Genomic DNA, 22,321 nt, shown 5'->3' with positions numbered 1-22,321 from the left:
GGCACTATTAACACCTTTACCGGAGCACTTTCATGTCTGATAACTCACTCGCTCAAACATCCGCATCGGCACTGACGGCACAACCACATATCGCGGTGGTTGGCGCGGGAGCCATGGGTTGCTATTTTGGTGGCCTCCTGCTTAAAGCGGGTCACCGGGTGACCTTTATCGATGTAAACCCGGAACAGATTGCCACCATCAACCGCCAGGGACTGATCCTGGAAACCGATGCAGGGCGTAGCGAAATGCCTGCCACGGCCGCACTGGCTGCGGATGTTACAGCCCCTGCCGATCTGGTGATTCTGTTCACCAAAACCATGCACACCGACGACGCGATGCGGTCGATACAGCATTTGCTTAAAACCGATACGGTTATCCTGTCGTTACAGAACGGTCTGGGAAATGCGGACAAAATAGCGCAGCATCACGATCTCAGCCGCATTGCCGTAGGCACAACGCTGGTCCCTGCCGACCTTCACAGTCCCGGTCATGTGGTGTCCCACGGACCATCCAGCTCACGCATGATGGATGCCAACACGCAACACCCGGAATGGGTTGATCACCTGGCAGCCCTTTTCAATAGCGCTGGACTGACCTCAGTACTGGACCCGGATATCCACTCCGTAATCTGGTCGAAGGTGGCCTTTAATGCCGCCCTGAACTCAATCTGTGCCGTGACGGGAGCCACACCCGGACGTATTGCGGAGGTTGAAGATTCGGTTCAGTTGGCACGCAGTGTGGTGCATGAGACCGTTCTCACCGGTAAAGCGAAGGGGATCACTCTCGACGAAGCGCATATCTGGGACAATGTTGAGATGGCGATGCGAGAGCACCCAAACCATAAACCCTCAATGTTGCAGGATATTGAAAACGGCCGGGCCACTGAGATCGACTCCATCAATGGAGCCATTGTCATGGCAGCCACTGAAACCGGTATCGACGCACCGGTCAACAGAACCCTCTGCCAACTGGTTAAACTAAAACAGCATCTGGCAGTATCCGTCTGAGGTTAAACCGCTCTGACAGCATATTCCCGGTAGACGTCATCATCACTGCGATGAATGGCGACATAATTAAGGAATTACTATGAGTATCGCAGATCCTATCAAGATAGAAGACTATCGGGAGCTGGCCAGAAAACGCCTGCCACGGATGGTATTTGATTATTTAGACGGCGGGGCCGATGAGGAACACAGCCTGAGCCACAACCAGGTGGCACTTTCCAGCATCCGTTTGACACCCAAACGACTTCTGGATGTCAGTAGCCGGACACTGGAAACTGAGCTGTTCGGCAAGCAGTTTGCTGCACCGTTGGCAATTGCCCCCACCGGGCTGAACGGTATTCTCTGGCCCAAGGGTGATCTTGCGCTGGCACGTTCGGCGGCGAAGTTTAACATCCCCTTTATTCTGTCGACGGCATCCAACAGCTCGATTGAAACGGTTGCTCGCTGCAGCAACGGCGAAAAATGGTTCCAGCTGTATGTGCTTCACAGAACGCTGGCGCAACAGCTGGTGGAACGCGCCTTAAACAGCGGCTATACCACTCTGATTCTCACCACTGATGTGGCCGTCAATGGTTTCCGTGAGCGGGATCTGAGAAACGACTTTGGTATACCGGTTAAATATACGCCAAAAGTTATACTGGATGGCTGTCTCCACCCCGGCTGGTCGATGGCCCTGCTCAAGCATGGCGTCCCTGAACTCGCCAACTTTAAGACTGCCGATGCCAGTGACACAGAGTTGCAGGCAGCCCTGTTATCACGACAGATGGATGCCAGTTTTGACTGGCAAGCACTTCGCTGGCTGCGTGAGCTATGGCCCCACACACTGCTGGTAAAAGGCATAATCCACCCGGACGACGCTGTACGCTGTATCAGTGAAGGCGCGGATGGCGTCATCTTATCCAATCATGGCGGGCGACAACTCGACACCTGCGTGGCACCGATAGAGACTCTGGCACAGAGTGTTGCGGCAACTGACAAACCGATACTGATCGACAGTGGTTTTCGCCGCGGTACCGATATCGTCAAAGCAATCGCCATGGGTGCTAAAGGTGTACTGCTGGGCCGGGCTCTCCTCTACGGGCTGGCCGCACAGGGTGAAGCCGGCGTCGATCATTCCCTGAGTATGATTTTAGCGGATATTGACCGCACCCTGGCAAACGTTGGCTGTCCCTCCACCTCAGCCCTCACCCCCGATTATGTTAAATCGCCTTTCTGAGACATGAGATAACGCCATATTAGTACAGCTCAGAGCCCAAAGGGGTCGCTGTACTCACAGCCCGCGATCGCCACAGATGCAGTTACTCAAACGCACACTCTCATCTCTTCCGTTTCAACCATATATTAGATCCCGCAGAAATAAACCCCAGCTCAGTCTTTACAGATAGACTCTAAAAGAGCATCCAACTACTCACCGAACTGTGCATATATGGACAAAAAAAGCAGATCTATTTTTATTAAAATGGTTATTTTTTCGATCCTTTTCCTAAGCGTCGCAATGAGCATAATTTTTTACTCTATAAATAGTTTAGCAACAGGGATCGTTGATAGTGATACGAAAAATTATCTCAGGTCCGTCACCACAGAAAAGAAACACCAACTGGAACAGACTTTTCAAAATCTGCTTAGACAAAACGAGAATCTTACCAGAACGCCTCACTTTGAATACACCATTACCCAGGACTCTCAGAAAGATAAAAAGGCACTCAGAGCGTTCCTGAAAAATGTACTTCAGGCAGGCGATGGCATTTATGAAAACGTCTTTATTGAATTTAACCGACAGATTCTGATCGACGGCATTAACGGGGCATCGGAAGGTTTCAGCCTGAATGACAAAAATTTTCCTGACCTCTTCATTGTCAGAGAAACAGGTGAGGCACGGTTAACCCATCCGCAAATTTCACCCATCACCGGCAGGCAGGTATTTATGCTTCTGCCACCCATAAAAAGTGCCAGAAACAACCAGGTTATTGGGGTCATGGCTACTGTCATTGACCTTAACAATATGGCCCAGAAAATCATTGATCAAGCGCTGGTGTCCTCAATTGACAGCCATAGGAAAGGCGTTATTGCCGACTTAATCAGCATCACGGAAACAGCGCTGACAACATTAAGCATTGCAAAAAAAACAGACGAAACACTGCAATATTTTATATCAACGATGGAAAGCATTAACGATGGCAACCTGATTATTGCCAGCGCTACAGAAGAGCAGAGCCGGGTCGCGCAAGAGATTGAGCTGAACCTGGAAAATATCAACAGTGACGCACTCATCGTTCACGATAAGGTTCACGCCACCTCTTCAGCCAGCAGCGAACTCAATAAACTGGTATACGATCTGAGGGAGCGGATGGATAAGTTTTCGATTTAAGCACGCCCCATATAACAATTAAGGTAATACTTATGTCATCCTCAAACAAAAGAACAATTCCCCAACAGATGCCACACGACTGGGAGCCTCCGGTTCCGGCATGGAGTAGCGATAATCATCACGAACATATTTTCATCGCTTATTATGGGATTCAGACAACCAAAGGTAAGGATGCTCAGGAAGTAAAAGAGTTCCAAAACTGGATATCTACAGTCACATCAACCGACTGCGATTATACTCCACTGAAATGTGAATATGCCGAGTACACTGATGCTCAGGGCTACTACACCTGGCTACTGATTGGCTATTGGAACAAAGCTGATGATCATGAACAGTGGGGTTCCAATACGGAATTCAAACAATACTGGAACGCACCCGAGAGACTCACTGCCGCAGCCGGCGTTTTTAGAGAGCTGCTCTCTATCCCGGCAGAAAGATTTGAGAATTTATTTTCACATGAATCAATAGACTCAGGCTCTGCAGATGTTGGCCCCGGCCATCACTGTAAAAAGCTTGTAAGGGAACATAACTACTGGGGAGGTATGCGTGACCGGATAGCACTGTCGGGCACCGATCCGATGAACGCTGATGCTCCCCAACATCGCTCGGGCAATACCAACACACAAGGGAAACATCTGACCGTTAACGTTCCGCTTAATTGTGCGGTGATACGCTCCGGACAAAATTTTGAGCAGGTAGGTGCTGAAGAACTAGCGCGTTTTAAAGCGGAAGTAGAACCCTATTTTGCTGAAGGAATGGCATTTTTAAGTCAGAACTATGATTCGACTGGTTGTTATAGCTGCCGGGTTTTAACGGAAACCGATGCCCAGGGCTCACGACAGAAGAAAACGTTCGGGCTGGTACACTTCGTATCGCTGAAGCATTTAGAAGAGTGGGCCAAATCACACCCTACCCATTTAAGAATCTTCAACTCTTTCATTCAGTACGCCACAGAGCTGGGAGCAGACATGCAGCTTCGTTTATGGCATGAAGTGGCAACAATCCCCGAGCAGAACCCTCTCTTTGAATACCTCAACTGCCATCATAAAACAGGCCTGCTTGAGATATTACCCTATTCCGAGGTCTGATCTCCCAGCCTAAGACACGGCTGCATATGCCCGGAAGCTTTTCCGGGCTACTTTCGCGAACTCCAACCTGTTGTCGAGCACTGTACTGGACTTCGTAAAGCACGCTTTGTTCACCCCAACCTACCCGCTATCAAAAAACGATCAGCTCCATACCCTAAACCGCAGGTAATGCAGGTAATATAGGTTGGGGAGCGAAGCGAATCCCAACCTGTTGCCGGGCACTGCACTGAACTTCGTAAAGCGCGCTTTGTTCATCCCAACCTACCCGCTAAAAAAAAGGTTCTTCGCGTGTTATGGGGAAGAATGTAGAAAGTGTTGATATCTTCCCAGTTTAAGTCGGATAGGTGCGCTCTCCAAATATATAAAATCTCTGCCAAGCGATCTTTTGTAGGCGGTAAAAGCCGAACGCCTGACGTTTTAGGATACAGTTCCAAAACCGGCGGGCGGAGGCCTGGATAGTTGACGCTGACAAATATAAGGAAGTGATAAGGTTTTCTCTGTGCTCTCCGTGTACTCTGTGGTGAGTCTCTTTCAGGCTGTTGTATCGCTCCACAGAATATCAAATATGCTGGCATCCTTTTCCGATAGAGCGCGATGAACTCAAAAAAAGGCAGGTCATTACGACACACCTTAAATTATTACGTTGGTAGCTTGGGCCAGATCTTAACTGACGACCTTCCTGCCCTTATAGAGAGCCGAGCCCGACGTCTGGCATCAAGATTTACCACAAATTTCAGACATAAAAAAAGGCACCTGATCGCTCAGGCACCAAAAGAAAAGGAAATCTAAAAAGGCCGGTCGACAACAGTTATTATTGCCGACCGGCAAGCTCAGGAGTCAATGCTGATCATGCTTCGTTTGGATCCTCTTCGTGACTGAATTCGTCTAAAGAATCCAATGGCATCGCCATATGCTCTACCGGTCGCATCCGTTTTTTGTTCAGTAGCAACCGGGTAACATCGGGACGTGAATAGTGCCCCCCCGGATCGATGGCGTTTTTAGCCACACCAATCACACTCAGATCAATATCTGCATAGAGAATACCTTCCTGATCTTCCGGCAGCTTGTCGCACAGCGGGCTGCCATCCGGGCCGTAGATCACTGCATGACCTCCCCCCACATGGATCAGTTCACGCTTATCGGGTGTATCGCACAGCTCATCCTCCATCTCCTGAGACAATACAGCACTCGGCGCTACCACAAAGCACGAACCCTCTACGGCATAGACCTTACTGACCGCATTATTCACTTCATACCCCAACGCATGGGCAAAGGGCTCGTAGGTAGTAAAGCTCGGCCAGGAGGCCACATGCACCTGTTCATTCTGTGAATACATGGCGAATTTATTCAGCGAAAGAATATTTTCCCAACAGTTGAGTGCTCCGATACGACCCAACTCAGTTTCATGTACGGCCAGATCACTGCCATCACCTTCACCGAACACGGTGCGCTCGCCATGGGTGGGACGTACTTTACGCCGCTGGGCAATCGTTTCACCGTCAGGTGCAATCAGCCACTGAGCAATGTACAACGTCCCTCCGGAACGCTCTGCTAACCCCAGAACCACCATAATATTATTGCGTCGAACCGCGTCACGGATACGCTCAGCCTGAGGGCTGTCGTAGGTCAGCGCGTTGTCAAAATAACGCTGCACAAAACCTTTCTGAATGGCCCAGGCTGGCGCGCCCAGCCAGATCCACCAGGGATAACCCGGAATCCATAACTCTGGAAATGCGACCAGCTTTGCACCATTGGCAGCGGCCTCGTCGATATATTGAATGGTTTTATCAACCGCACCATCCAGATCCAGAAATGCGGGGGCCGCCTGCACTGCAGCAACTTTATATTTGGGATGTTCGATACCCATAACTCTACTCCTAATTAATTAAGATCCGCTTGCATCAGTTTCAAAATGGAATCGACGTTTTTAAACGGAATGCATAGCCGGATGGGCGGTTCTTCACCTCAAACTCTTTTTCAAACTTGGCAGTGAACAGCCAGTTCTTATCATTCATATACTTAACCGATGGACCGATTGAAAAAGCACTGCCTTTTGAATCCGCCAGAGTGACGCCATTCAGCTCATCATTTTCCAGCTGTTTATAGAGATAACCACTGACGCCCACCGTCCAGTCATTACCCAGGCCAAAACCAACAGAGTAATCAACATCAAACTCTGTACCGGTTTTGTAATGAGTGGCACTGTTTTCCTGGTTGAAAATCAGGTTTGCTTTGAAGTCCCAGTTAAGACCCTCAGGATCGATATAGGACATGGTATAAAGAGCGATAGTTGACCAGTAATTGCGGCCAATATTGACGCCGTCATTCTTATCGTAGTCCCCGGTGGGAGCAACAAAATCCACCCCCAGCACACTGTGAAGGTTTTGCGAATGGTGATGCACAATACCCGGTCCGAAGACGATGTCGCCCAGCCCGGTTTTGCGTTCACTGTTGCCCATCGCTTCAACTTTCAGATCAACCAGTGGGAAAATACCGTGCATAACCAGCGTACCGCTGCCAATTTCATACGGCGTTGACCAGACAAAACGGGGAGCAATGACGTTGGCAGACAGTTTAAAGTCATCGGGTGTAACGGTGTTACCATTGTTATCCAGCACCTTATCGGCACGATACATATTGCCAAACACCAGGGTATAGAAGCCTGGCGGAGGTACCGCCCCCATCAAAAAGTTATCACCACCAGAGGCGTAGTTGGAACCGCCCCCTTCAGCCGCCTGAACCGTTGATACGGCGCCCAATAACAGGCTGGCAGCAATCACTGCATTAGCGGAGTATTTGATTTTTTTCATTATGCGTCTCCAATTTTAAGGCATAGTTATCCCGTTCCATGCTCATGCATGGAGCCGGGCTGTGTTGTTAAAGGTTTAAGAGAAAACGGGTTTATTCAGGATAAAATCCTGCGTATCCCAAACGGATCAATCTGTTTTCTGCGGGTAATAAGACTCCACGCACCACCCGGTGCAAGCACCATTGTCAGAATGGCGATACACCCCAGTATGATGAAATACCAACTGCCATAACTGCTGAAACACTCGCGCAACAGGAAGTAGACAATCACGCCAATCAGCGGTCCTTCCAGGGTACCGATACCACCCAGTACAGCGATAAAGATTGCCGCAGCGGTCCAGTTGAGCGAGAAGGTTGCCCCCGGGGATACCTGCAGCGTATTCATATACGCCACCGCACCCGCCGTGCCGGTAATAGCCGCAGCAACCACCCAGAGAATTACTTTGGTGCGCAGCACATCAACCCCGCTGGCAGACGCCGCCGCCTCACTGTCGCGGACACTGAGCAGAGCCAGCCCGAGCCGTCCGCGCATCAGCCACCAGATAACCGCCAGTGAGCCAACCCCGACCGCCAGTGCAGCCCAGTAAACCCCGGCATTGCGCAACCAGCGACTGATACCGGCCATAGTGGTAAGAGGAATACCGCCACCGGCTCCCAGCCAGTCGCTGTTAAGCACAGCGATGCGGGCCATCTCCGCCAACACCCAGGTAGCTACCGCAAAATAGGCGCCCCGTAAGCGAAACATGGGTACAGCAAAGATAAGGGCAAACAGTATTGATACGATGACGGACGCAGGCAGAGCCAACCAGGGGTTGAGGGAAAAGGTCGTAGAAACCGAGAACATCGCATAGGCTCCGATACCCACAAACACATGCTGCCCCACCGAAACAATACCGCCATATCCGGCTAACAGATTCCAGGCCAGCGCGATGGCATAGAAAGTAAACAGTTCAACCATCAATCGCTGGGTCGAATAGCCTGTAAACCAGGGCAACGCAATCAGTACGCCCAGCAATCCCAGCAAAATGATGCTTTTGATCCAGTAGGTTTTATTCACTGAGACCCCGGTGGTGTTTTCAGCTACTGCAGTCGCAGACAGATTTTCAGATTTCATGATTTACCCCCTTTAAACAGGCCCTGTGGGCGGGCAATCAACGCCAGCAGAAATACCAGATGACCAAAAAAGGGCCCAAGACCGGTATCAATCCGGGCTCCAAACAGCTGAGATACGCCAATAATCAGACCACCCATAAAGGTTCCCCAGAGATTACCCAGCCCACCCAGCACGACTGCTTCAAAGGAAAAGATCAGACGCTCAGGCCCCGATGCCGGAGAGAACGGTGTGCGCATGCCGTAAAGTACCGAGGCGATACCCACTGTCACCAGAATTAATCCGGTCATATAGGCGAACAGACGTTTGTCATTCACCCCCACCAGGCGGGCGGTTTCCTGATCATCAGCCACGGCCCTTACAGCAGCCCCCACAGGGGAGCGGTGGATCAGACGGTTGATAAACCAGAACACGGCGATACTGATCACCGCCGAGATCAACGGCAGAACACCGATACTCATACCGCCGAGTTCGACACCCTGAAGCGCCAGATCACCGGCAGGCAGACTGCGGGTATCGGCACTGAACCCCTCCTGTAACAGGTTCTGAATCACAATCGACAGACCAAAGGTCAGCAGCAGCGGCGAGAGCGGATCCCTGCCGACGACGCGATTAAACAGCACAACCTGCAACAACCAGCCAATCACAAACATCAGAGGCAGCAGCACCAGTAAAGAGGCCAGCGGTCCAAGATCAGTGCTCATGACAATAACGCTTGAGAGATAAGCGCCCAGAACAATAAAGTCGCCGTGGGCGATATTGATCATCCGCATCACCCCGAGGCTCAGGCTCAACCCCATACCAAACAGCGCATAGAGCGCCCCGAGTAACAGGCCATTAATCAAAGTTTCGATAAAAACCAGCATATCAAACTCCAAAGTAGGCGTTAGCAACCGCATGATGGTCGGCATCAGCGGCCGGACCATCGAGCACCACACGCCCTTTCTGTATACAGTAGAAACGATCCGCTTCAGCCAGCGCACGCTGTACATTTTGCTCAACCAGCACCACTGACATGCCGTCTTTACGCGCCCTGTTCAGCAAGCGATAGACCTCATCCACGGCATAGGGAGACAAACCGAGCGAGATCTCATCGCACAGCAGTAAGCGGGGATTGGTTACCAGTGCACGGGAGATTGCCACCAGCTGTTGCTGACCACCGGACAACTCCGTGGACATGCGGTTCTGCAGCTCTGCCAGCGCAGGCAGCTCCTGAAACAGCAGCTCGGTATCCCACTTACCGGGACGTCCGTGATGCTGCGCAAGTTCGATGTTTTCCCGTACCGTCAGACTGGGAAACAGCCGCCGTCCTTCCGGCACCAGAGTGACTCCCCGGGCAAGTTGCTGACGTTCAGACTGCCCCCCAACCGGCCGACCTTCAAACAGTACACTTGCGCTATCGACCTTTAGCGCGCCAACCAGTGTGCGCATCAGGGTGGTTTTACCCGCTCCGTTAGCGCCGATCAGGGAGATACACTCACCCTCTTCCACCCTCAGGTCGACATCGAACAACGCCTGAAACAGGCCGTAATACGCCGACAGGCTGTTAACCTCTAACATCATCACCTCCCGCCTGGGCTACCACAGCGTCCGCTTCTTCATCTTCAAGATCAGAACCGAGGTAGGTTTCACGCACCGCAGGCACATCGAGCACCTCTTTCGGAATACCGTCGGCAACAATCCGCCCCTCTGCCAATACCACCAGTCGTTCAGCTACCGAAACCAGCGCATGCACCAGGTGTTCAATCCAGAGCACGGTGACACCGCTTTGATTGATCGACACAATCAACTCCAGTAACTCGCCAACCTCGGCATCCGTAAGCCCACCAGCAACCTCATCCAACAGTAACAGACGCGGTTGTGTCGCGATTGCACGCGCCAGTTCGAGGCGTTTCCGTTGCAGCAGGGTCAGAGAATCCGCCCCATTATTGGCTAGTTTCAGCAAACCGGTCTTAAGCAATGCAGCGCGAGCAGACTCGCGCGCCTCATCACCGTGCAGACCGGCACCAAACGTGGCCGATACCAGGGTATTTTCATAAACTGACAACCCCAGAAAGGGTTGGGGAATCTGGAATGTCCGTGCAATTCCCCGGTGACAGCGTGCCGCTGCATCAAGTCCGGAGATATCCTCCCCCGCCATCTGAATAGAGCCGCTATCCGCCACATGCTCACCGGAAATAACACCAAACAGGGTTGATTTACCTGCTCCGTTAGGCCCGATAACGCCGACAAACTCACCTTCATTGACCGTAAGGCTCAAGCCGGGAATAACCACATTTTTCCCATACGCCTTACGGATATCACCCATCTCTAAAATCATCATCCCACCCTGCAATCAAAGCGCTTCGAATGGTCGTTCGATGGCAATTTCCGGCGCGGTTTTATTATCTGTGACATAGATCTCAGGCTTACCACCCTCTAACCGCCACTGGCCACCCGCAACCCGCATACTGGATACGTTCTTCGCCGGGCCATGACCGAAATCGAGCTTGCCTATAACAGTGTCCAGCTGCAGGGTACGGATAGCATTCGCCACCGCCTCGGGGTCTTTCGGGTCACCACTGAGTTTGAGTGCCTGAATACCCACCTCAAACAGGGCGTGTACCACTCCGATTGGCTGAGTCCAGCTACGCCCGGTTTCAGCCTGATAATTTGCAGCCAGCTCCGCCGCAGACTGACCGGTCAGGCTTGAGCTGAAGGGATACGCGGGGGACCACCAGATCTCAGTGGACATACGGTCTGCGGACTTACCCAGAGCAGCAACGCCAGAGGGAAACAGCAGCGCTTTAGCGGGAGTCATCACTTTTGGCTTAAAGCCCATCTGGGCGCTCTGGGCAACAAAGGAGGCCCACTCAGACGGGCTGAACAGACCGGTAACGATCTCAACCCCATCCTTTTTAAAGGCCTGAATATGAGCGGTAAAGTCATCCGCCCCTAACGGGAATTTACCCACCTCATGAAGCTCAAAATCCGCTGTCTTAAACACCGCTGGCATGCCGTGATCGGCATCACCCAGCGCCATCCCCGGCACGTCATTTGACCAGACCATGCCTACCTTCTTGTTCGTCGGAATAGAGTTCCAGAGACCGGTATACACCTCGGCGATATCTGCAACACCCCAGAAGAAATGAAATGCAGATTGGAAACCCACATCAGGTTTCCCCCCCATCGGAAACATCCACGCTTCCCAAGGCCCCATCGTGCTGATGCTGGGAACGCCATTTAGCTCACATTGCTGTGGGACATTTGGACCGATCGATACCTGAGACAGCATCAGATCCACCTCTTCAGCATTGATCAGATCCGCAGCCTGGTTAGACGCACGATCCGGACTGCTCTGGTCATCACGTACCAGAATCTCAACATCGTAGTGTTTGCCACTGATGGTCAGGCCATCTGCAAGCAGGCCGCGTACCTGATCAATAATGAATTCATCTGCTTCTGCAAACGGTGAAAATGGCCCTGACTGAGGACTGACATAACCAATTTTGATAACATCTGATGATGCCATCGCATCCAGTGGACTCATCATAGATGCGGCAACCGCCAGGGCCGCAGCTGACTTTAGGAAGTAACGACGCCCTATTGCAGGGCGGCTTTGCAATTTTTCTTTATTATTGTGCTTCATTCCTGCTCACTCCGATCTGTTTAACTCTCTGAATGGGGCTATTTGCTCCACCTGATGTCTATTAAGCTACACCTGAGTTCAAAACGGATCTTGTGCAGCCCGGAGAGTTTTCTTGGTCAGAACGGCACTCTTGGCTGAGCGGGAATTAAACATTTGCCAGGCCGGAAATGGGCTTTTAAACTAACATGAAAGGTATGATATTTATCAATAGAACCGTCATAAGTCCCTAATCGGGGAATGGATATTGCATTAAGAGGACGTATACAAACCAAAATATATGCTTAGCTGCTCATAGCACTTAGCATTCCGGAGGAGTAAAAATGGCGCATCCATTGTCTTACCATAAAAACAATACGGACATAGATGGAAGAACCAGTAATCAGAGTTCAGTGTTTACCACCGATAACCAGAAGGGCTCAGAAAAATTAGACTTCTGGAAAGAGGTCGTCTGTGACAGAGTTGCGCCACTGGATTTCACTGTTGAAGCAAACGGTACATTCGAAGGTGCACTGCGCTGGACAAGGATCGACGAGATACAACTGTCTGATATCAGAGCGACACCCCACGTTGCCCTGCGGACATTATCGAGTGTCAGAAAGTCCGACTCAGATGCATTCGTATTTAATCTGTTGCAGACAGGCAGATGTGATGCCTCACAAGATGGCAGGTCAGCCCGATTAAATAACGGTATGGGATGGTTCTGTAGTGCCGATCGCCCCTATGAGTTAAATTTTGATCAACCGTTTCACCTGACATCGGTGCAGATCCCCAGGCATATGATCAACCGCAATATCTCCGGCGCAGACAGACTGGTTGCCTACAACCTGTCTCACTCCAGTCAACTCTATCCTTTGGTACAGAACTATATTCTGCAACTGGCACAGCAGCGACCACAGTTTGATAAAATAACCTCAGAGAAGGTGGCATTGAATCTCGCGGAGCTGATCAGCACACTGATCGGCGAACATCTGAGCAACTATGAAGCGCCACTATCGAACTCAAAGGTGGCCTCTCTGTTACGTATACGCGCCTTTATTGAAGCCAACCTGCATGATCCGGATCTGTGTCCAACCCGGGTTGCCGAAGCGATGCGCATGTCGACCCGATATATTAATCAGCTGCTTGAGGCGGAAAACACCTCTTTAAGCCGCTACATCTGGCAACGACGGGTGGAGAGGGTCGCTACTCTGCTAAAGAACCCGGTCAACGCAGGCAATAGCCTGTCCTCATTTGCCTATGCCTGTGGTTTCAATGATATGACCCACTTCAGCAAGGCATTTCGCAAGTATTTCGGTATGAGTCCATCGGAGTACCGGAGTATCTATAACGAATAGCGTTTCAACGAGATTTTCCGCCAGATCTTTATTTGGCTTTCCAGTTAACGGGTTAGCTATCAGTTAAATTGCTGAGAGTTCTGTCATCTGAATTTATGCCTGAGCGATGAAACCGCTAGCCTCCACCAGCACTATCAAAACAGTTATGCATAAACAGGGTTCTTATAAAGAACTTATCGATAGAACTTATCGATAGAACTCATCTAAGAACTTATCCAAGAGTTCAGTTTGAAAGGTGACGCCAACCAGACCTGTTCGATGCTACCGATAGGCAGTAAACCGGTTACAAAAAATTCAGCGATATCTTAAAATATCGCAGCCCGTTGCCCGGGGTCGGAAAGTTAAACAAAACCGGGAATTCAGTGAGTTATCAGTAACCATTTCTGGCGCCTGACAACCCTGATGGAACGCAGTTTAGCGACGCCGGAACAGCGGCTGTGGCGTTGATACCGAGCGGGCATAGATCAGATCAAACACTTCGAAACCTTTTAGCGCTTCCTCAGCAGACTTATCTTCACGGATAGCAAAGGAGCTGAAACCACAGTGACGCATCGCCGCTAACTGATCCCTTAAGACATCACCAACGGCACGCAACTCACCTTCGAAACCATGGCGTGCGCGCAGCAGATAGGCCTGACTATAAGCACGACCATCACTGAAGCGGGGGAACTGAAGTGCGATCAAAGGCAGAGAGTCAAGCCAGGGCTGCAGCACATCAGGGTCATCCTCCGGATGAAGCAGCACACCGAAGTGCCCCTGCAATCTTTGACCAGACTCATCCAGCGCCTGCAGGCGCTCAAGTGATACGATCTGATAATCGCGGTTATCGGTCTCATCTTCCCCCGGCATCGACCAGAGATCATCATGCAGAACAACAGACACACCGTTCACCGTAGCAATGGTGTTTTTCATGCGGAGGCCTCCTCAAGCTTTATCTGTACAGCATCAGTTTGCGCCTGATAAACCCGTTCTTTGAAGGGGTCAAGGCCGATCCGGCTGACTGTTTCGATAAAGGATTCTTCCGCTTCACGATAGTCCAGATAGGTCTGCAGCAAGCGGTTTATCGCTTCTGGCACCTCTTCTGCCCTGAAAGCGCGGCCAATCACTTTACCCAGGGAACTGTTCTTTCCCTGAGCACCACCAATGGTTATCTGGAAAAACTCCTCACCATTTTTATCCACCCCGAGGATACCGATGTTGCCGATGTGATGATGACCACAGGCGTTGACACAGCCGGAGATATTCAGCGTCAGCTCACCCAGATCATGGAGGAAATCGATGTTATCAAAACGGTCCTGAATGGCACGGGTGACTGGCAGTGAACGGGTGTTCGCCAGAGCACAGTAATCACCACCGGGGCAGGCAATCACATCAGTCAGCAAACCCACATTCGGCTTCGCCAGGTTAATTTCTGTCAGTTTTTTCCATAACGGATAAAGATCCTGTTTACGGATATCCGGCAGCACCAGGTTCTGCTCATGGGACACGCGGATCTCACCGAAGCCATAGTGCTCTGCCAGATCAGCGACCGCGTTCATCTGCTCACCGGTAACATCCCCGGGAGGCGCACTGCTGCCAGGCTTGGTTGACAATATCACCGAGGCATAACCAACCACTTTATGGGGCTGGGTATTGCGCTGAACCCATAAACCAAATTGAGGATCACGGGCCAGCCAGGCCCCATATTCAGGATCAATCAGATCGAGTCGTTCGTAAACCGGTGGTTCAAATCCTGCGGCCACCCGCTGATACTCTTTCTCTGTCAGCTCGGCGTCACTGTCTTTGATCAACTGCCATTCACGTTCAACCTCTTTGGCAAACGTGTCCACGCCCAGCGCCTTAACCAGAATCTTGATGCGCGCCTTATACTTGTTATCCCGGCGGCCATAACGGTTATAGACCCGCAGAACCGCTTCGGTGTAGGTGAGTACGTGTTGCCATAGCAGACCTTTTTTCACCAGCTCATTGAGGATCGGCGTTCTGCCAAGTCCACCGCCAGCCATAACATCCAACAGCATCTCACCGTTGTCACCCCGATAGAGATAGAGACCAATATCATGGGCGCGCACCGCGGCACGATCACATGCCGAGGATGAAATAGCGATCTTAAATTTGCGCGGCAGAAACAGAAACTCAGGGTTAACCGTAGACCACTGCCGGAGGATTTCAGCCATAGGACGGGGGTCCATTACCTCGTCACCAGCCACTCCGGCAAACGCCTCAGTAGTGATGTTGCGCACACAGTTACCGGAGGTCTGGATGGCATGCATATCATGATCGGCGAGTAACTGCAGGATATCCGGCACCTGCTCCAGCTCAATCCAGTTAAACTGCATATTCTGACGGGTAGTGAAATGACCATAACCACGGTCAAATTCAGTGGCTATTTCAGCTAATACCCGCAGCTGATCTGCTGACAGCGTGCCATAAGGGTTCGCCACCCTGAGCATATACGCATGCTTTTGCAGGTAGAGTCCGTTTTGCAATCGCAGAGGTAAAAACTCCTCTTCACTCAGATCACCCGACAATCGTCGAGACACCTGATCACGGAACTGGCCTACCCGCGCCTGTACCAGCGCCCGGTCATATTCATCATATCTGTACACAACATCAGTACTCGTTCAGCTACTTTAGCCGCTCAGAATATACTGAGGTGTTAACCAGACACAGGCTCAATCTTTTTATTTTTAATCGAGACAGATTAACGTTGCGGCACCAACACCGCTGACAAAAGATTAAGTGCATCAACCCGACGCTTATCCCATGGATGGGAAAAACTGAGGCGCATACAGTTGCGGAACTGCCCCGATACAGAGAATAGCGGTCCGGGGGTAATAACCACCCCACGATCGAGCGCTTCGGGGTAAGCCTGCAATGTATCCACGCCTTCAGGCAATTCAGCCCACACCGATAAGCCCCCCTGCGGCAGGCTTATTCTCAAATCCCCGGGCCAGGCCCGCAGGTGTGCAATCAGCCGGTTTCGCCGTTCACGCAACTCATGGCGCTGACGGCGAAGATGGGCACCAAAACTACCATCCGCTATAAACTCGGCAACCCCTTGTTGCAGATAACGACTACTGCTCAGCTGGGTTACCAGTTTCAGTTTGATAATCCGCTCATGCCATCGGGCACCTGAGATCCAGCCCAGCCTCAAGTCCCGGGATAACGATTTTGAAAATGAGCTACAGAGGATCACACGGTTGTGTTCATCCAACGCTTTCAAAGGATCAGGCACCACCCCCAAAGCGGTATCGGCATAGATATCATCTTCGATAATGGCGAGATCATGCTGTTCCGCCAGCGCTAATAACCTCTGGCGGGCATCTTTCGGCATCAGCGCACCACCCGGGGTAGAGAAGGCTGGCGATACGACACAGGCTTTAACTTTCCAGCGTTTAAGCACCTCTTCCAGCGCCTCAATATCCATCCCCGTAGAGATTGAGGTAGGTACCTCAACAACCTGAAGACCTAACTGTTCGAGCAGCTGTAAGACACCGTAAAAACCAGGGGACTCCACCGCAACCACATCACCCTTTTCGCAGGTCGCCATCAGCGCCAGAAACAGGGCATGCTGGCAACCGGAGGTAATACACAACTCATCAATATCAACCTGCCAGCCCCGGCGTAACAGGTGCAGGGCCAACTGTTCACGCAAGCCCACATCCCCGGCGGGGGTATCATAATACTGGTAATCATCCCCCCGCTGACGCCGTAGCGCTCTGGCGACTGAGCGGTTCAGGGTAACAATTCCCGAAGGCAGTTCCCCTGCATGCAGATCCGGTAACAGGTCAAAGGCCGCACTGCGACGCATAATATCCAGCAACAGGTCACTCACTGTTACCGGCCGGGGAGCCTCGATGCGTGAACGACTGATCGGCTCCTTAACTGTTTTGGCATGTAGCGCAACAAAGTAACCCGCTTTAGACCGGGCTTCCAGCAAGCCCTGCGCTTCAAGCCGCTGCAGCGCATGCTGGACGGTTGCTTTTGACAGCGAGTGCTGTTTGCAGAGCTCCCGGATAGAGGGCAACCGATCCCCCATCAGCCAGCGTTGCTCCTCGATCCCCTTTAAGAGCCAGCTTTCGAGCTGTTGATAGAGATATTCTGCTGTCATCAGCCTATGTCCTTTTTTATTGAACTGCACGTCTGAATACATATTCAAACTGTACCTATTAACTATATTTTTTTTATACCTGTTCCCATATGAATTACAACCGTAATCTACCGCAATCACAAAATTTAGTAGATTGCCGCCATGCAAAAAATTCCTGTTATACAAGATTCAACGCCTCCCTTTGCAACCGATGGTAAGTTTCACGTTCGACTTACAGAGGGACGTTTTCAAAACCTCAGACGTCTGACCACCTGGCCAATGATCGCGCTTTTCTTCGGTCTCGCCTGGGTTCAGGTTGATGGTCAGCCGTTTCTGTTTTTCTCCTTCGAACAGCGCCGCATTACCCTCTTTGGCAGCGCACTGTCCTGGCATGATCTGCCGTTGCTGGCCGGATTGATGATTGCCGGGGCAACGCTGCTGTTTTTTATGGCGGTGGCCTGGGGACGAGTCTGGTGTGGTTTTGCCTGCCCACAGAGTGTCTGGACCTGGCTGTTTATTCGTATAGAACAGCTGACTGAAGGTCGTGCAAGTGAACGGTCTAAGACTGATCATCTGCCCCTTAGAGGCACACGACTGTTACGTCGGGTAGTCAAACATCTTCTATGGATTTTCCTGGCGGTTCTTACGGCAGCGACCTTCACCGGATATTTCGTCCCTATCCGGGAGATTGTGGCGGATGGTTACAATCTTGAAATGTCCGCAACCCTGATTGGCTGGCTGACGATTATGGCGGCGCTGACCTATGCCAATGCGGGTCTTGTGCGGGAAAAAATCTGTCTGCACGCCTGTCCCTACTCACGTTTTCAGAGTGTTATGTTTGATAATAATACGCTCACCGTCAGCTACGACGCCAAACGCGGTGAACCCCGGGCAAACCGCCGTAACGCCGATGAAAACAGCGGCGACTGTGTTGATTGCGGCATCTGTGTTCAGGTCTGCCCTACCGGTATCGATATTCGTAACGGCCTGCAGGCTGCCTGTATCGACTGCGCAGCCTGCATTGATGCCTGTGACAACGTAATGGATAAGCTTGACCGTCCACGGGGGTTGATACGTTTCGCATCCGAACGGCAACTGGAAGGCAAACAATCTCTCTTCCTGCGCCCGAGACTGGCCGGTTATGCGGCGGTAACACTCTGCGCAATCTCGGCGGTTATCTACGGCTTTACTGATACGAAAAGCTTGCTGGTTGAAGTGCGCCGTGATCGCACAGCGCTGTTTACCCAACTGGATCAAAAAACGGTCTGCAATAACTACCGTATCAAAGTAGAGGTATTTGCCCGTGATCAGGAGTTAATTAAGGTGTCCCTGTCAGGAAACCCGCAGTTTACCCTCAACGGGCCTGAAATCATTAAACTCAGCGATAACAACTCAGCCTGGTTACCCTACCGTGTTTGCGGCAGCAGTATCGAACAACCACATGCCAGACTGGCATTTGTCTTCACCGGCAACGGAGTATCTGCGACAAAAGAGACAACCTTCCTGTCGAAACTGATTTAGTCGGAACGACTTTTCTTTAGCAGAGCCTTTCTGATCTGATAACAGGGCATGACTGGTGACCGGCTGTTACAGTGCAGCCCCACATCCCAGGCCTGAAACTAAAAAGCCCGGCTACTATAGCCGGGCTTGATAACCGATTCAGAGACGTTCTATTCACTGGAGGCTCTTTTGCTATCCATCAGTTTCGATAAACTAAGTGACGTTGATTTAACCTCCCGCGTGACAACGTAAATCACATAGCGGTCAATTCCTATCTCTTCATCGAGTAACTGTTCCATTAAATGTTGAAAATCTGACAGTGTATAGCTGATGACTTTCATTACATAGTCAGAGCCACCGCCGGTCGCACTGCATTCTACGATTTCATCAACACTCAGAATACGTTTTTCAAAACGCTCAAAATTTGACCGGTTATGTGCCTTTAATGAAACAGTTACAAAAACCTTCGTCAGGTCGAGAATTTTATCAACGGCAATATCGCCCCGATACCCCTTTATGAGGCCCGCCTTTTTAAGTTTGTCCAACCGAATCCAGCATGGCGTTGGCGAAAGGCTGACCAATTCCGAAAGTCTGGATTTGCTGATCTGTCCATGCTGCTGCACGGCACTCAGAATACGGATATCCACCGCATCTAATATGACTTTTTTCATATTGTTAACTACACATTTAATCCGAATCCCCTAGATTCGAGTCTAACCACCTGAATGAGCCAGATCAAATGTTATATGTGCTAAGAATAACTGGCGCATGAATCCTGTCAAACAAAGGCTAATCTATCTGATTTGAAAATTGCGTCAACGCAGCGAAAAGATAAAAAAAAAAGGCCCCACCGGGGCCAGAAAATGCATCTTCATGCATCAAGGTAGTAAATCTGTCTGCAAAGTATCGAAGATACCGGAAGCCAATATAGTTAAACCGGTCAACGCCTCTGCCGCTCTAATTGAGTAAAAGCGGATCACCGGTTTACCGGACTGATCCGCTTACAACTTTAATGGCTCATCCCCCTGGAACGATGGTCAATGTCCCGGGAAGACAACTGTTTTGTTGCCGTTCAGAAAGCAGCGATGCTCTACATGCAGCTTAATTGCCTTTGCCAGCGTGACCCGTTCGGTATCACGTCCTTTTGCCACCAGACGCTCAGGTGTGTAGGTGTGATCCACCGGTTCCACACCCTGAGTGATGATTGGTCCTTCGTCCAGATGTTCGCTAACGTAGTGTGCTGTAGCCCCGACCAGTTTAACGCCTTTCTCATAGGCCTGATGGTAAGGTTTGGCACCTTTGAAGCCAGGCAGCAGCGAATGGTGGATATTGATAGCCCGCCCATGCAGCTTCTTGCACATATCTTCAGACAGTACTTGCATATAGCGCGCCAGCACAACGAGATCGGCTCCGGATTCCTGAATGATCTCCCACATCTGCGCTTCCTGCTGCTCTTTGGTTTCCGCAGTAACCGGCAGGTGGTAGTACGGGATATTGTACCAGTCAGCCTGTTTTTTCAGATCAGGATGGTTGGAGATGATCGCCGGAATCTCGATATTAAGTGCACCGGTACTATGACGATGGAGCAGATCCTGCAGGCAGTGATCATACTTGGATACCAGCAGCACTACCTTCGCAGGAACCGCCAGATCACGCAGTTCCCATTCGACTTCGAAAGCTTCAGCCCGGTCGGCAAGCTGGTTACGCAGATTCTCTTCCGAAAATTCACCGTCACCCCGGTAATTGAACTCGACACGGAAGAAAAAACGGTCAGTATCGGCATCATCAAAAGTATGCATCTCGTATGCATAACAGTCATTGCGATACAGACTGCTGATTATCAGATCAAGCACACCCAGCTTGGTTTGAGAACTGCCGGTAAGGATATAGGTTGGTGTATTTGTAGTCATTCTACAGGTCCTTAAATTTTATTATTCGCCAGACTGACGTTGCAGGAGATGAGGTTGCAGGAGAGATCCGTTTCGGATGATCCTCTCCTGAACTTCCCGTCTTGCCGCATAGTCAGCTGGCTGATTTATTAATACCGGGATGACCCGGATATCCGGATGCATTCACTACCTGAAAAGCCTGGAAGTGGACGCAGCCGGTCATCTCTGTGCAGTGAAACGCAGCGAGGCCTTCATGGCTCAACCTGCAGAATCAGATCGCCGCAATGGTCTTTTTAGGATCAAAGAATGGCATTTCGACAACGGTGGCTGTCGTTTTGCCGCTCGGCAGCTCAACTTCAAACGTTGTGCCAAAGTCTGCAAACGCTGAGCTGACCATAGCCAGCGCAATGTTTTGTTCCAGACGTGGAGAGAACACCGCAGAGGTCACTTTACCCACCTGCTCTCCCTCTTTTTCCAGCATCCAGCACCGGGTGTTAGGCCCTGTCAGTGCCGGACCATCAATCACCAGGCCAACCTGTTTGCGTGAGACACCCTCGTCACGGATACGTTTGAGAGCAGCTTTACCGATAAAGTCGGCTTCGATATCCAGCTCTACCAGACGATCAAGGCCCAGTTCATACGGATTGGTATTGATATCCATATCGGCATGGTAGGACAGCATACCGCCCTCGATACGACGAATTGACGATGTGTGACCTGGCTGAAGACCGAACGGAGCACCCGCTGCCATAATCTTTTCCCACAGCTCATCACCCTTCGAGCCATCCTGCAGATACAGCTCATAGCCCAGTTCGCTTGACCAGCCGGTGCGGGATACGATCAGAGGGATACCGTCCAGATCATATTCACGTAGCCAGTAATACTTCAGATCGGTGATGCCGTCGCCAAACAACGCTTTCATGATTTCACCGGACTTCGGCCCCTGCAGCTGCAGCGGTGAAACATCCGGTTCACGAATTTCAACATCCAGACCCGAGTTAATCGCGACGCCTTGCGCCCACAGCAAAATATCGCTGTCTGCCAGCGAGATCCAGAAACGGTTTTCTTCAAGACGCAGCAGGATCGGATCGTTCAGAATTCCGCCCTCAGCATTGGTAATCAGCACATATTTGCACTGCCCTACCGCACACTTGGACAGATCGCGGGGTGTCAGTAGTTGTGCAAACTGTGCTGCATCAGGACCGGTAATTTCTACCTGACGTTCAACCGCAACATCACACAGGATGGCATCGTTGACCAGGTTCCAGAAATTCTGCTCGGGATTGCCAAAATCACGCGGGATATACATATGGTTATACACCGAGAAACCGGTAGCACCCCAGCGCACGGTTGCATCAAAGTAAGGGGATTTACGAATCTGCGTTCCAAAGCCAAATTCTTCTTTTTGTTGTGTAGCCATTTTCCAGTCCTCATCGACTGCAGTCCCGTCCAATACGGTAAAACTGCACAGTGCTAAAATCGTTTGATCAGGGTAAATGAT

19 protein-coding genes are annotated in these 22,321 nt (G+C 50.9%); 6 read left to right on the top strand and 13 right to left on the bottom strand.

Features of this window, described 5'->3' with window-relative positions; translation table 11 throughout:
- The first annotated feature begins 32 nt into the window (after positions 1 to 32).
- The 4 genes from KDX31_03490 to KDX31_03475 all read left to right on the top strand — a co-directional run bounded on the left by KDX31_03490 (position 33) and on the right by KDX31_03475 (position 4,460).
- Positions 33 to 1,007 (top strand): 2-dehydropantoate 2-reductase, encoded by a 975-nt coding sequence (locus KDX31_03490; protein UTW04092.1) that lies wholly within the window; start codon positions 33 to 35, stop codon positions 1,005 to 1,007.
- Positions 1,008 to 1,086: 79 nt separating this feature from the next.
- Positions 1,087 to 2,220, top strand: a complete 1,134-nt coding sequence (locus KDX31_03485; GenBank protein UTW04091.1) for an alpha-hydroxy-acid oxidizing protein — start codon at positions 1,087 to 1,089, stop codon at positions 2,218 to 2,220.
- A 210-nt stretch (positions 2,221 to 2,430) separates the two neighbouring features.
- Positions 2,431 to 3,372, top strand: a complete 942-nt coding sequence (locus tag KDX31_03480) for a methyl-accepting chemotaxis protein (protein UTW04090.1) — start codon at positions 2,431 to 2,433, stop codon at positions 3,370 to 3,372.
- Between the two features lie 32 nt (positions 3,373 to 3,404).
- Positions 3,405 to 4,460 (top strand): phenylacetaldoxime dehydratase family protein, encoded by a 1,056-nt coding sequence (locus KDX31_03475; protein UTW04089.1) that lies wholly within the window; start codon positions 3,405 to 3,407, stop codon positions 4,458 to 4,460.
- An 847-nt stretch (positions 4,461 to 5,307) separates the two neighbouring features.
- Here KDX31_03475 and KDX31_03470 read toward each other — a convergent pair.
- From KDX31_03470 to KDX31_03440, 7 genes are all read right to left on the bottom strand, one after another.
- Positions 5,308 to 6,327 (bottom strand): carbon-nitrogen hydrolase family protein, encoded by a 1,020-nt coding sequence (locus tag KDX31_03470; protein ID UTW04088.1) that lies wholly within the window; start codon positions 6,325 to 6,327, stop codon positions 5,308 to 5,310.
- Between the two features lie 40 nt (positions 6,328 to 6,367).
- Positions 6,368 to 7,270, bottom strand: a complete 903-nt coding sequence (locus tag KDX31_03465; GenBank protein UTW04087.1) for a transporter — start codon at positions 7,268 to 7,270, stop codon at positions 6,368 to 6,370.
- Between the two features lie 95 nt (positions 7,271 to 7,365).
- Complete coding sequence (locus tag KDX31_03460) at positions 7,366 to 8,382, bottom strand: branched-chain amino acid ABC transporter permease (protein UTW04086.1); 1,017 nt, start codon at positions 8,380 to 8,382, stop codon at positions 7,366 to 7,368.
- Positions 8,379 to 9,245, bottom strand: coding sequence for a branched-chain amino acid ABC transporter permease (locus tag KDX31_03455; GenBank protein ID UTW04085.1), 867 nt, complete (start codon positions 9,243 to 9,245; stop codon positions 8,379 to 8,381). Before KDX31_03455 ends, KDX31_03460 begins: the two co-directional genes overlap by 4 nt.
- Position 9,246: 1 nt before the next feature.
- Entirely contained in the window at positions 9,247 to 9,942 is a 696-nt protein-coding gene (locus KDX31_03450; GenBank protein ID UTW04084.1) for an ABC transporter ATP-binding protein, read from the bottom strand.
- The gene (locus tag KDX31_03445; protein UTW04083.1) at positions 9,926 to 10,702 is read right to left on the bottom strand and encodes an ATP-binding cassette domain-containing protein; all 777 of its coding nucleotides are present in this window, start codon (positions 10,700 to 10,702) and stop codon (positions 9,926 to 9,928) included. The genes KDX31_03450 and KDX31_03445 overlap by 17 nt, the downstream gene beginning before the upstream one ends.
- A 12-nt stretch (positions 10,703 to 10,714) precedes the next feature.
- The gene (locus KDX31_03440) at positions 10,715 to 12,007 is read right to left on the bottom strand and encodes an ABC transporter substrate-binding protein (protein ID UTW04082.1); all 1,293 of its coding nucleotides are present in this window, start codon (positions 12,005 to 12,007) and stop codon (positions 10,715 to 10,717) included.
- A 320-nt stretch (positions 12,008 to 12,327) separates the two neighbouring features.
- On the opposite strand from KDX31_03440, the gene KDX31_03435 reads away from it, so the two are divergent.
- Entirely contained in the window at positions 12,328 to 13,341 is a 1,014-nt protein-coding gene (locus KDX31_03435) for a helix-turn-helix domain-containing protein (protein ID UTW04081.1), read from the top strand.
- 414 nt (positions 13,342 to 13,755) lie between these two features.
- On the opposite strand, the gene KDX31_03430 is transcribed toward KDX31_03435, so the two are convergent.
- From KDX31_03430 to KDX31_03420, 3 genes are all read right to left on the bottom strand, one after another.
- The gene (locus KDX31_03430) at positions 13,756 to 14,253 is read right to left on the bottom strand and encodes a DUF934 domain-containing protein (GenBank protein UTW04080.1); all 498 of its coding nucleotides are present in this window, start codon (positions 14,251 to 14,253) and stop codon (positions 13,756 to 13,758) included.
- A complete protein-coding gene (locus KDX31_03425) occupies positions 14,250 to 15,947 on the bottom strand; it encodes a nitrite/sulfite reductase (GenBank protein UTW04079.1) in 1,698 nt (565 codons plus the stop codon). Before KDX31_03425 ends, KDX31_03430 begins: the two co-directional genes overlap by 4 nt.
- Positions 15,948 to 16,042: 95 nt before the next feature.
- Entirely contained in the window at positions 16,043 to 17,452 is a 1,410-nt protein-coding gene (locus tag KDX31_03420; protein UTW04078.1) for a PLP-dependent aminotransferase family protein, read from the bottom strand.
- A gap of 141 nt (positions 17,453 to 17,593) precedes the next feature.
- On the opposite strand from KDX31_03420, the gene ccoG reads away from it, so the two are divergent.
- Complete coding sequence (gene ccoG / locus KDX31_03415) at positions 17,594 to 18,952, top strand: cytochrome c oxidase accessory protein CcoG (protein UTW04077.1); 1,359 nt, start codon at positions 17,594 to 17,596, stop codon at positions 18,950 to 18,952.
- Positions 18,953 to 19,101: 149 nt separating this feature from the next.
- On the opposite strand, the gene KDX31_03410 is transcribed toward ccoG, so the two are convergent.
- The 3 genes from KDX31_03410 to KDX31_03400 all read right to left on the bottom strand — a co-directional run bounded on the left by KDX31_03410 (position 19,102) and on the right by KDX31_03400 (position 22,240).
- Positions 19,102 to 19,602 carry an Lrp/AsnC family transcriptional regulator gene (locus tag KDX31_03410; protein UTW04076.1) on the bottom strand — a complete coding sequence of 167 codons (501 nt, stop codon included), beginning with the start codon at positions 19,600 to 19,602 and terminating at the stop codon, positions 19,102 to 19,104.
- A 366-nt stretch (positions 19,603 to 19,968) separates the two neighbouring features.
- Positions 19,969 to 20,841, bottom strand: coding sequence for a formyltetrahydrofolate deformylase (gene purU / locus KDX31_03405; protein ID UTW04075.1), 873 nt, complete (start codon positions 20,839 to 20,841; stop codon positions 19,969 to 19,971).
- A gap of 250 nt (positions 20,842 to 21,091) precedes the next feature.
- Positions 21,092 to 22,240 carry a glycine cleavage system protein T gene (locus KDX31_03400; protein ID UTW04074.1) on the bottom strand — a complete coding sequence of 383 codons (1,149 nt, stop codon included), beginning with the start codon at positions 22,238 to 22,240 and terminating at the stop codon, positions 21,092 to 21,094.
- Positions 22,241 to 22,321 lie beyond the last annotated feature (81 nt).

This window comes from Amphritea atlantica, from assembly GCA_024397875.1.
GTDB lineage: Bacteria > Pseudomonadota > Gammaproteobacteria > Pseudomonadales > Balneatricaceae > Amphritea > Amphritea atlantica_B.
This window is presented reverse-complemented; position numbering and strand designations above follow the sequence as displayed.

What these genes read in the sequence shown, in the direction of transcription:
- KDX31_03490 (UTW04092.1), top strand. Translation starts at nt 33, where the DNA reads ATGTCTGATAACTCACTCGCTCAAACATCCGCATCGGCACTGACGGCA.
- KDX31_03485 (UTW04091.1), top strand. Translation starts at nt 1,087, where the DNA reads ATGAGTATCGCAGATCCTATCAAGATAGAAGACTATCGGGAGCTGGCC.
- KDX31_03480 (UTW04090.1), top strand. Translation starts at nt 2,431, where the DNA reads ATGGACAAAAAAAGCAGATCTATTTTTATTAAAATGGTTATTTTTTCG.
- KDX31_03475 (UTW04089.1), top strand. Translation starts at nt 3,405, where the DNA reads ATGTCATCCTCAAACAAAAGAACAATTCCCCAACAGATGCCACACGAC.
- KDX31_03470 (UTW04088.1), bottom strand. Translation starts at nt 6,327, where the DNA reads ATGGGTATCGAACATCCCAAATATAAAGTTGCTGCAGTGCAGGCGGCC.
- KDX31_03465 (UTW04087.1), bottom strand. Translation starts at nt 7,270, where the DNA reads ATGAAAAAAATCAAATACTCCGCTAATGCAGTGATTGCTGCCAGCCTG.
- KDX31_03460 (UTW04086.1), bottom strand. Translation starts at nt 8,382, where the DNA reads ATGAAATCTGAAAATCTGTCTGCGACTGCAGTAGCTGAAAACACCACC.
- KDX31_03455 (UTW04085.1), bottom strand. Translation starts at nt 9,245, where the DNA reads ATGCTGGTTTTTATCGAAACTTTGATTAATGGCCTGTTACTCGGGGCG.
- KDX31_03450 (UTW04084.1), bottom strand. Translation starts at nt 9,942, where the DNA reads ATGATGTTAGAGGTTAACAGCCTGTCGGCGTATTACGGCCTGTTTCAG.
- KDX31_03445 (UTW04083.1), bottom strand. Translation starts at nt 10,702, where the DNA reads ATGATGATTTTAGAGATGGGTGATATCCGTAAGGCGTATGGGAAAAAT.
- KDX31_03440 (UTW04082.1), bottom strand. Translation starts at nt 12,007, where the DNA reads ATGAAGCACAATAATAAAGAAAAATTGCAAAGCCGCCCTGCAATAGGG.
- KDX31_03435 (UTW04081.1), top strand. Translation starts at nt 12,328, where the DNA reads ATGGCGCATCCATTGTCTTACCATAAAAACAATACGGACATAGATGGA.
- KDX31_03430 (UTW04080.1), bottom strand. Translation starts at nt 14,253, where the DNA reads ATGAAAAACACCATTGCTACGGTGAACGGTGTGTCTGTTGTTCTGCAT.
- KDX31_03420 (UTW04078.1), bottom strand. Translation starts at nt 17,452, where the DNA reads ATGACAGCAGAATATCTCTATCAACAGCTCGAAAGCTGGCTCTTAAAG.
- ccoG (UTW04077.1), top strand. Translation starts at nt 17,594, where the DNA reads ATGCAAAAAATTCCTGTTATACAAGATTCAACGCCTCCCTTTGCAACC.
- KDX31_03410 (UTW04076.1), bottom strand. Translation starts at nt 19,602, where the DNA reads ATGAAAAAAGTCATATTAGATGCGGTGGATATCCGTATTCTGAGTGCC.
- purU (UTW04075.1), bottom strand. Translation starts at nt 20,841, where the DNA reads ATGACTACAAATACACCAACCTATATCCTTACCGGCAGTTCTCAAACC.
- KDX31_03400 (UTW04074.1), bottom strand. Translation starts at nt 22,240, where the DNA reads ATGGCTACACAACAAAAAGAAGAATTTGGCTTTGGAACGCAGATTCGT.